Annotated in this window: 12 protein-coding genes and 1 pseudogene; 6 read left to right on the plus strand and 7 right to left on the minus strand. The window is 70.0% G+C overall.

Features of this window, described 5'->3' with window-relative positions:
* Window positions 1-160: 160 nt before the first annotated feature.
* On the minus strand, window positions 161-397 hold the full coding sequence (locus Ade02nite_RS27340) for a hypothetical protein (RefSeq protein WP_203769907.1): 237 nt from the start codon (window positions 395-397) through the stop codon (window positions 161-163).
* Window positions 398-712: 315 nt separating this feature from the next.
* Between Ade02nite_RS27340 and Ade02nite_RS27345 the strand changes: the two genes are divergently transcribed.
* Window positions 713-1,666, plus strand: coding sequence for a pyridoxal-phosphate dependent enzyme (locus Ade02nite_RS27345; RefSeq protein WP_203769909.1), 954 nt, complete (start codon window positions 713-715; stop codon window positions 1,664-1,666).
* Here Ade02nite_RS27345 and Ade02nite_RS27350 read toward each other — a convergent pair.
* Together Ade02nite_RS27350 and Ade02nite_RS27355 are read right to left on the minus strand one after the other, a co-directional pair.
* The gene (locus tag Ade02nite_RS27350; protein ID WP_203769911.1) at window positions 1,649-2,662 is read right to left on the minus strand and encodes an NAD-dependent epimerase/dehydratase family protein; all 1,014 of its coding nucleotides are present in this window, start codon (window positions 2,660-2,662) and stop codon (window positions 1,649-1,651) included. The genes Ade02nite_RS27345 and Ade02nite_RS27350 overlap by 18 nt on opposite strands.
* Window positions 2,663-2,729: 67 nt before the next feature.
* Complete coding sequence (locus Ade02nite_RS27355) at window positions 2,730-3,188, minus strand: heme-degrading domain-containing protein (protein ID WP_203769913.1); 459 nt, start codon at window positions 3,186-3,188, stop codon at window positions 2,730-2,732.
* A 129-nt stretch (window positions 3,189-3,317) separates the two neighbouring features.
* Here Ade02nite_RS27355 and Ade02nite_RS27360 point away from each other — a divergent pair, with 129 nt between their 5' ends.
* Complete coding sequence (locus Ade02nite_RS27360; protein ID WP_203769921.1) at window positions 3,318-4,094, plus strand: endonuclease/exonuclease/phosphatase family protein; 777 nt, start codon at window positions 3,318-3,320, stop codon at window positions 4,092-4,094.
* On the opposite strand, the gene Ade02nite_RS27365 is transcribed toward Ade02nite_RS27360, so the two are convergent.
* Complete coding sequence (locus tag Ade02nite_RS27365) at window positions 4,062-4,580, minus strand: GNAT family N-acetyltransferase (protein WP_203769923.1); 519 nt, start codon at window positions 4,578-4,580, stop codon at window positions 4,062-4,064. The genes Ade02nite_RS27360 and Ade02nite_RS27365 overlap by 33 nt on opposite strands.
* 72 nt (window positions 4,581-4,652) lie before the next feature.
* Between Ade02nite_RS27365 and Ade02nite_RS27370 the strand changes: the two genes are divergently transcribed.
* Both Ade02nite_RS27370 and Ade02nite_RS27375 read left to right on the plus strand, forming a co-directional pair.
* Window positions 4,653-5,087: a MarR family winged helix-turn-helix transcriptional regulator gene (locus Ade02nite_RS27370; protein ID WP_203769925.1), complete on the plus strand. Its 435-nt coding sequence runs from the start codon at window positions 4,653-4,655 to the stop codon at window positions 5,085-5,087.
* Window positions 5,088-5,102: 15 nt separating this feature from the next.
* A complete protein-coding gene (locus tag Ade02nite_RS27375) occupies window positions 5,103-5,525 on the plus strand; it encodes an organic hydroperoxide resistance protein (protein WP_203769927.1) in 423 nt (140 codons plus the stop codon).
* A gap of 9 nt (window positions 5,526-5,534) precedes the next feature.
* On the opposite strand, the gene Ade02nite_RS27380 is transcribed toward Ade02nite_RS27375, so the two are convergent.
* Both Ade02nite_RS27380 and Ade02nite_RS50775 read right to left on the minus strand, forming a co-directional pair.
* A complete protein-coding gene (locus Ade02nite_RS27380; RefSeq protein WP_203769934.1) occupies window positions 5,535-6,500 on the minus strand; it encodes a tyrosine-type recombinase/integrase in 966 nt (321 codons plus the stop codon).
* A gap of 804 nt (window positions 6,501-7,304) precedes the next feature.
* Entirely contained in the window at window positions 7,305-7,685 is a 381-nt protein-coding gene (locus Ade02nite_RS50775; protein ID WP_203770017.1) for a GNAT family N-acetyltransferase, read from the minus strand.
* Here Ade02nite_RS50775 and Ade02nite_RS50780 point away from each other — a divergent pair.
* A pseudogene (locus tag Ade02nite_RS50780) lies at window positions 7,669-8,052 on the plus strand (erythromycin esterase family protein); the annotation flags it as partial. The gene Ade02nite_RS50775 and the pseudogene Ade02nite_RS50780 overlap by 17 nt on opposite strands.
* A gap of 134 nt (window positions 8,053-8,186) precedes the next feature.
* Complete coding sequence (locus Ade02nite_RS50385) at window positions 8,187-8,483, plus strand: TraB/GumN family protein (RefSeq protein WP_203769936.1); 297 nt, start codon at window positions 8,187-8,189, stop codon at window positions 8,481-8,483.
* Here the strand turns inward: Ade02nite_RS50385 and Ade02nite_RS27400 are convergent, their stop codons facing one another.
* Window positions 8,484-9,086, minus strand: coding sequence for a class I SAM-dependent methyltransferase (locus Ade02nite_RS27400; RefSeq protein WP_203769938.1), 603 nt, complete (start codon window positions 9,084-9,086; stop codon window positions 8,484-8,486).
* Between the last annotated feature and the right edge of the window lie 24 nt (window positions 9,087-9,110).

Raw genomic sequence — 9,110 nt, forward strand, 5'->3', positions numbered from 1 at the left:
TATTCTGCAATTCTTGGCGAGCTGATCCCGTAGCCCTTTTCGCGCGCCGGGCAGACCCGTGGTGGTCTGCCCGGCGCGCTTGTTCCATTCTTCCTGGTGCAGAGGAAAAGGACTAACAGCCCTTACGTGCTCCCGTCGAGCCGCTCCTCAGAGCCCACCGTCAACGACGGGGAAGCTGCCATTGCGGGCGAGAGTCACCCCAAAGCAGTTCGACAAGGTCGCGGGAAAAACCGGCGTCAATCATGCGTGACTGCAGCTCCGCCCGCGCCGCCGCCTGCAGGACGGCCTGCAGCGAGTCGTATGCGACAGCTCGAACGTCGTCGCGGTTCGAGCTGCGGAAGCAGTGAGTCACTTTGTAGCCGTTGGGCGTTTCGATCGTGGTCTCGAACTCGGCCATGGGCGAGGAATAGTCTGCCGAGAAGCCGAGGCCCGCAACTCCGATCCGCACCCCTGCTTGGCGAACATTCGAGTAGTAGCCGCCCGGCGGAGGGGGAGCAGGAAGGCTCATAAGTGCTCCAATATGCGGAGATTACGTCTAGGGACAAGTAAGGAAACAGGCTAGAAAAACATACCTTCCGCGTCATCGTGATCGCCATGAACCGTATTGCAGATTGCGCGTTATGGATGTTGAGTGCGGCACTTGACGAACAGGTCGAGGCCGAGGAAACTACCGGCCGCCGCAGCGATCCAGCCGGCATCTAGGATCGGCGCCATGGTGACGTTGCAGGACATCCGGGAAGCCGCCAAGCGTATCGACGGGGTCGCCCACCGCACGCCGGTGATCCACTCGCGGACGCTGGACGCGCGGGTGGGGGCGCAGGTGTTCCTCAAGGCCGAGAACCTGCAGCGGATCGGGGCGTTCAAGTTCCGCGGCGCCTACAACGCCATCGCGCGGCTGTCCGCCGAGCAGCTCGCGCGGGGGATCGCCGCCTACTCGTCGGGCAACCACGCGCAGGCCGTCGCCCTGTCGGCGCGGGAGCTCGGCTCCACCGCCGTGATCATCATGCCGGCGGACACGCCCGCCTCGAAGCTCGACGCGGTCCGCGAGTACGGCGCGGAGATCCTCACCTACGACCGGTACAGCGAGGACCGGGTCGCCATCGGCAACCGGCTCGCCGCCGAGCGTGGTCTGGCGCTGATCCCGCCGTACGAGCACCCGGACGTCATCGCCGGGCAGGGCACCGCCGCGCTGGAGCTGCTGGAGGAGACCGGCGAGCTCGACGCCATCGTGGTGCCCGTGGGCGGGGGCGGGCTGATCGCCGGCAGCGCCGTCGCCGCCAAGGGCCTGCACCCGGGCATCGAGGTGATCGGCGTCGAGCCCGCCGAAGGCGACGACACGAAACGGTCCCTGCAGGCGGGGGAGCGGGTCAGCATCCCCGTGCCGCGCACCATCGCCGACGGGCAGGCCGCCCCTATCCCCGGCGAGCTCACCTTCTCGATCAACAAGGAGCTCGTCGACCGGATCGTGCTGGTCAGCGACGACGAGCTGCGTGACGCGCTGCGCTTCGCCGTCGACCGGCTCAAGCTCGTCATGGAACCCAGCGGCGCCAGTGGCCTGGCCGCCCTGCTCGCCGGGCGTCTCGACCCGCCGCCCGCCCGCATCGGCGTCATCGTCTCCGGCGGCAACGTCGGCGCGGCCCGCCTCGCCTCACTGCTCGCCCCGTAGCTGCTCGCCCTGTAGCTGCTCGCCCTGTAGCTGCTCGCCCAGCAGCTTCGCCTCCACCGCCGGGTCCAGACCGACCCTCGGCCGGTCGTCACGCTGCGGGGCCACCCCCGCGTCCCGCAGCCACGCCCACGTGTCCGCGACCGTCTCGCGCGCCGGGCGGCAGCGCAGACCGGCCGCCACGGCCTTCGACACGTCACCGGTGTTCATGAACTCGTGCTCCGGCCCGGGCGGGAACCAGATCGGCAGCTGCGTCCACGGCTCCACCCCTGCCGCGACGATCGCATCCGGATCGGTCCAGCGCAGCAGCGCCCGGCCACCGGTCACCTCGTTCGCGGCCTCCAGCAGCTCACCCATGCTGGTGTGACCCGGCGGGCTCACCACCGTGTACGGGCCCGCCAGGCGCCGCGCCGCCGCGTCCAGCACAAAGGCCGCCAGATCCCGTACGTCGATCAGCTGCACCGGCAGGTCCCGCGGCCCCGGCGCCAGCGTCGGCCCGCCGCGCGCCATCCGGTTCAGCCACCACGGCAGACGGCCGACATCCTCGTACGGGCCCAGGATCAGCCCCGCCCGCGCCAGCAGCACCGGCCCGCCGAACGCGGCCGCACCCCGCTCACCGCGCAGCTTGTCCCCGGCGTACCCCGGCTCGTCCGCATCCACCAGCTCGGTGTCCTCGGTCAACGGCGGCGGCGCCAGCCACCGGTACACCGACCGGCTCGACACGTACGTGTACTGCCCGGCACGGCCGGACAACAGCTCAGCCGTACGCCGGACCGCCTCGCCCTGCGCCGACCACGTGTCCACCACCGCGTCCCACTCGCCGGCACCCAACGCGTCCAGCCCGTCCGGCGCCAGCCGATCACCGACCAGCGACACCGCACCCGGCACGCCGCCGCGCCGGCCCCGGTTGAACAGCGTCACCTCGTCGCCGCGGCGCGCGGCCTCCTCGGCGACCGCACGCCCCACGAACCCCGTACCGCCCAGAATCAGGACTCTCATGCCAGGCGACTCTTCCCACCCGTACGGCCGCAGGAAAGCCCTGATCGCGCACAGCGAAAGCGAAACGTCAGGCGAACTCGCCCAGCGCCTCCACCACCAGCGCGTGATCATCGGCCTGGGGGAGACCGGAAACGGTCACCACCGCCACCACACCCACGTCCTTGATACGGATCGGGAACGCCCCGCCGTGCGTCGCGTACAGCGCCGGGTCGACACCCATGCCGGCGTCCAGCTGCTGACCCTTCGCCGCCAGCCGCCGGCCCACCAGGTACGACGACGCGCCGTAGCGCTCCACCACCCGCACCTTGCGCTCGATCCACGTGTCGTTGTCGGCCACACTGCCCGGCAGCGCCGCGTGGAACAGCTGCTGCGTGCCCCGCCGGATGTCGATCGCCACCGGCAGCTCCCGCTCGGTCGCCTTCGCCACCAGCAGGCAGCCGAGCCGCCACGCGTCGGCGTTGTCGAACCGCGTGAGGACCAGGTCACGTTCCTGTTGTTCCAGCCGGGCGATCAGATCATCACTCATGCGCAGCATTATCGGCCGCGGCGGCGCTGCAACCAGATCCCGAAACCCGCCAGTGCGATAAAGATCATCATCGAGCAGCAGAGCGTCTTGATGAACACCGGCGCCTCCTCGTTGGCTAGGTTCGTACACGTGCGCCTGGCCACCTTCAACCTCTTGCACGGCAGATCACTGTCCGACGGGACGGTACACGCCGAACGCGTCGCCGCCGCCGTCGCGCAGCTCGACGCCGACGTCCTCGGCCTCCAGGAGGTCGACAAGGCCCAGCCCCGCAGCGGCCTGCTCGACCTCACCGCCGTCGCCGCCGAGGCCATGGGCGCCACCGTGCACCGCTTCGCCGCCGCCGTCGTCGGCACACCGGGGGAGACCTGGCAGCCCTGGCGCAGCGACGACGACAACATCCACCCCCTGTACGGCATCGCCCTGGTCAGCCGCTACCCGGTCACCCGCTGGCAGATCACCGCCCTGCCCGGCGCCCCGATCCGCTCCCCGCTCTACGACCCCGACAACGGGCTGCGCCTGCTCAAGGACGAACCCCGCGTCCTGCTCGCCGCCGTCCTCGACACCCCGCACGGGCCGCTGACCGTCGCCACCACCCACCTGTCGTTCGTGCCCGGCTGGAACCTGCGGCAACTGCGCCACGCCGTACGCGCCCTGCGCACCCTGCCCGGCCCCCGCGTGCTGCTCGGCGACCTCAACATGCCGGTACGCCCGGTGCGCGCCGTCACCGGCTGGCGGCCCCTGGCCCGCGCGGCCACCTTCCCGTCGTTCTCGCCGCGCGCGCAGCTCGACCACATCCTCGCCGACCCGCGCGGCGGCGACGGCCTCGGCCGCGTCGTGCAGGTCGCCACACCCCGCGCCGGCATCTCCGACCACCTACCCCTGGTCGTGCACCTGGACCGGGCGTAGGTAGACGTCCTCCAGCCCGTCCTCCGGATCCCACTGCTCGCCGATCTTCTTGAACCCGAACCCGGCGATCGTCGCCTTCGAGCCCACGTTGTCCGGGCGGATGCTCGCCCGGACAGCCGTCACCCCCGGCTCCGCGTCGGCCCGCTCCAGCAGCGCCCGCAGCATCGCCTTGGCATAGCCCTTGCGGCGGTGCTCCGGCGCCACCGAGTACGCCACCTCGACGATCCCGTCGGCGTCCGGCGGCCCGTGGAAACCCCCGTGCCCCACCACCACACCCTGCGGCTCGGCCACAGCGGCCCGGGCGATCCAGTCCGCCGCCCGCGGATCACGCTCGATGTCCTCCAGGCGCACCCGCCACAGCCACGCCTCGTCGACCAGGTACTGACTCAGCTGCTGCCCCGCGGCGGCGCTGGCCGCGGCCAGGTCACCGGCGACCAGAGCGGTCAGCGCGGCGGGGGAGAGCTGTACGAAACGGATATCCGGCACGCGCCGATGATCACACAGCGTGTCCACCGTTACTAGTTGCGCACAACTTAATTGCGCACTACCGTTTTCCGCATGGTCGAACCCACCGGACTCGAGCAGATGGTCTGCTTCCAGCTCTACGCCGCCAGCCGCGCCATGACCGGCCTCTACCGGCCGGCCCTCGACGCCCTGGGCCTGACCTACCCCCAATACCTCGCCATGCGCGTGCTCTGGCAACGCGGCGACATCACCGTCCGCGACCTCGGCACCATCCTCGACCTCGACAGCGGCACCCTCTCACCCCTGCTCAAACGACTCGAGACCCAAGGCCTCGTACGCCGCGAGCGCGGCACCACCGACGAACGCACCGTCATCGTCGGACTCACCGACCGCGGCACCGCCCTGCGCGACCAAGCCGCCCACGTCCCCGAACGCATCGCCTGCGCCGTCGACCTCACCGACGACGAATTCGCCCAACTGCACCACCTGCTCGGCAAAGTCCGCGCCTCCGTCACCACCACCATCTAGAAGGGATCCACCCGCATGCCGGCGATCTACACCGCCTCGGCCACCGCCACCGGCGACGGCCGCAACGGCCACGTCCGCTCCAGCGACGGCGTCCTCGACTTCGACCTCGCCGTCCCCAAGGAGATGGGCGGCCCCGGCGGCGCCCTCACCAACCCCGAGCAGCTGTTCGCCGCCGGCTACGCCGCCTGCTTCCACAGCGCCCTCAAAGCCGTCGCCCGCGCCCAGAAAATCACCCTCACCGACACCGCCATCACCATCGACGTCGGCGTGGGCCCCAAGGCCGACGGCCCCGGCTACGTCCTCGACGTCACCATCGAAGCCGAGATCCCCGGCCTCCCCGAGGACCAGGCCCGCACCCTGCTCGACGCCGCACACCAGATGTGCCCCTACTCCAACGCCACCCGCGGCAACGTCGACGTCAAGCTCAGCCTCGCCTGAGCCGTTCCCCTAGGACAGACCCCGCAGCGCGCGGTTGGTGCGATTCGCCCGCACCGCCGCGCGCTGCTGCCCCGCCGTCACCTCGATGTAGTTCTGCGACGTCGCCAACGACGCATGCCCCAGCAACCGCATGATCTCCGACGCGTTCGCCCCGTCCTCCGCCAACCGCGTCGCGAACGTATGCCGCAACGCATGCAACTGCGCACCCCGCGGCACCCGATCATGAATCCCCGCCCGCCGATAACACGACTGCACCAGATACTGCAGCCCACCCCGCTTCAACGGCTCCCCACGCCGATCCACCAACATCGGCTCATCCGCGTCCGCCCGCCCGAACCGCTGCCGCCGCGACCCCACATACCGATCCACCACCGCCTCCAACTCCGGCTCGATCGGCACACTGCGCGGCCGCCCACCCTTACCCGCCACCTCCACCCACCGCTCACCGGGACGCCCCAGAACCGACCCGATCCGCAACGCCAACAACTCCGACAACCGCAAACCCGCACACAAGGCCAGCGCCAGAACCACGAGATCACGCTCCGGCCACGGATCCCGCTGCCGCTCATCGGCCCTGCTCACCGCGTCGAGCAACCGCTCCGGCGTGTCCTCACCACGCAACGGCTTAGGGGAGTGGGGCGGCAGTTTCGGCTTGTCCACGGCCGACATGGGATTGCCGGCCACGACCTGCTCGGTCACCAAGAAGGTGAAGAAGGCGTTCCAGGACGACCAGGCCCGGGCCACGGAGGCGGGGGCGCGCTCGGAAGCGAACCGCGCGAACGCGATCCGCAGGGAACGAGGGGAGAGGTCACTCAGAGTTACTGGCTGCTCGCCCGGGTCGCGGATCAGCGCGATGATCGAGGTGAGGTCTCGCTGGTAGGCCTGCAGGGTGTGGGTGGAGGGCTTGCGGACGGCTCGGGCGGCTAGGAAGTCGGTTATGAGCTCGGTGACCGGAAAGTCTTTATCGTCCTGCATAAGGAATATTATGCAGGATTGTTGGTTCCTAAGGGCAAGCGCGGCGGCACGAGGCTCAATCAAGTTGGCAACACTCAAGGGGTCACCGAAGCCTGCATGGCTGCTGGAGGATCAGGCTCATGCCAACACACAACGCTGCCGATGGGCCCTTGCCGAACATTCAGACGCGAATTTGTTCGGGGAAGCGCGGGTGTGGGCAGTCCAAACCACGCTCAGAGTTCGGCTGGCAGGCGAGCGCGACGGATCCGCTCTGCCTCCAATGTCGGCGCAAGGTGTACGCGGAGGCCCAGCGAAGGCGACGCTCGGCCGACCCCATGGCGGTTCGGCGAATGAATCTTTGGAGGCTCTACCGTCTTCGGCCGGAAGAGTACGACGCCTTGCGAGCTGACCAGAAATACCGATGCGCAGCGTGCGGGACTCCCGAAGACCAGATTCAGGTCTCGCGCGTTGGCAGACCACGCGCAGACGGCTCAACAACGCCCGCGTTCGCGTTGCAGGTAGATCACTGTCACGTGTCAACCGAATCATCGGCTTGGCCGGAGAGAGCCCGGCGGCACTGGAGGGGTGTGCGGCCTACCTCCGCAAGCACGCTACTTAACATAAGATAGATTATCGACCTGGAATATCGTCGATAGCTTGGGTGCCGGTAAGCGCGGATTTCCGATCCGTCGCAGCGCCTGGCGAGGGTCGCGGGAAATGCGCGTTCGGAGCTCTCGGACTACCGGCGTGCACGGCTGACGGCTGTCCGGGGTCCACGGTCGGCGATCACCCGAGCGCGGCGGCAGCGCGTTGTCGGGGCGCGCGCTACTCCCCTGTCCGACTTGTCCCGTCGGCGATGCGGGCGTACAGATAGGCGTCCCGCCGCTCCCCACCGATCGGGGCGAACGATCTTATGAGCCCCTCCCGGGTGAAGCCGGCCTTCGAGGCCACCCGCTGGGACCCGACGTTCCAGGGCTCGATGTAGGCCTCCAGCCGGGCGACACCGCCGTCGGTGAGCAGCCAGTCGGCGGTCGTGGTGACGGCGTCGGACGTATGGCCGGTGCGGCGGGCGGTCGGCGCTGTCCAGTAGCCGATGGAGGCGCGGCCGGCGGTGCGGGCGGTCCAGAGTGCCCCGACGTAGCGGATCGGCTCGTCCTGGTGGCGGGGTACGACTGCCCAGGCCCAGCCGATGGCGCGCGGGTTCAGTCACGGGTTCGGGGCGTCGGCGGCGAATCGTGAGCTGGTGCGGTGGATGCGGGCGTACAACGAGGGCCGGCCGGTGGCGCAGCGGGTGCGGTTCGCGGGGTTCGACGGGCCGTGGGAGACGGTGTCGGCGCCGAGTCCGCGGCAGGCGCTGCTCGGGTTGCACGGGTATCTGCGTGATGCGGGGCCGTGGGAGGTGCTGGATCGGCTGTCGGGTGCGGACGAGCGGTGGGCGGAGCCGGCGGCGATGCGGGATCCGTCGCGGTCGGTGGGCCGCTCGGCGCGGGCGCGGGAGTTGCGGGTGGTGGCGGACGAGCTGGTGGCGTTGCTGGAGTCGCGGACGCCGGAGCTGCCGCGGGAGGAGCGGGATCGGGGTTGGTTGTACGCGCGTACAGCGGTGGGGTTGTTGCGGTATCACTTCTGGAGGGGTGCGGTCGTCGTTGATGGCCGCGAACCTGATGGCGCTGGCGGAGCGGGGGCCTGTGGTGGGGTGCGGGGTCGATCGTGGCGGCGCGGCTGGGTGGTGACTACGCGTTCGTGCCGATGGCGCTCGGCACGATCGGGCATCGTGGGGTGCGGGTTCCCGAGCCCAACACCTTCGAGGGCATCTTGTACGGGGTGCAGCGCGGCCGTTGTCTTGTGGATGCTCGTGGGTTGGTGGCCGCGGCGGGTGAGGTGGTGCCGCGCAGCTCGGGGTGGTTCGGCTACTCCCCCTTGGATCCGGCGCAGGTGGCGGGGCTGGACGCGCTGGTGTTCGTGCGCGATGCGCCGGAGGGTCCGGTGTGGTGGCCGCCGGCGTGATCAGGCTTTGGTGGTGCGCAGGAGCAGGCCGGGCAGGAGCAGCTGCTGGTTGTCGACGTCGGCGTGGATGCGGGTGCGGGTGATGTGGGTGCCGGTCCAGGTGGGTTCGGCGAAGGCGGCGTTGAGGTAGTCGGGGGTGAGTCCCCAGTCCTGGCCGGGTTCGTGGGAGATGGCGAGCACGAGGACGGTGGCGCCGGGTGCGGCGAGCTCGGGCAGCCGGCGGAGGTAGTCGGTGGCGCGGGTGCCGCCGCGGCGGTGCAGGTTGTGCAGCAGGCCGCTGTCGATGAGGGTGTCGAAGGGCCCGGACGTCAGGGTGAGGGTGGTGGCGTCCTGGACGTCGAAGTGGATGTCGAGTCCGGCGGCGGTGGCTTTGGCGCGGGCGGTGTCGACGGCGGTGTGGGAGACGTCGACGCCGGTGACGTGGTGGCCGCGGCGGGCGAGGGCCAGGGCGAGGTCGCCGGTGCCGCAGCCGAGGTCGAGGACCTTGGGGCCGCGGATGCCGGTGTCGAGCAGTTCGGCGAGGGCGGGTTGGGGTGCGCCTATCTCCCAGGGTGGTTTGGTGGCGGCGGTGTAGAGGGCGTCGAAGTCTGCGGCGTCGGTCATGGCCGTATTGTTCCCGCTGTGATC

It is taken from the genome of Paractinoplanes deccanensis (assembly GCF_016862115.1).
GTDB classification, from domain to species: Bacteria; Actinomycetota; Actinomycetes; order Mycobacteriales; family Micromonosporaceae; genus Actinoplanes; species Actinoplanes deccanensis.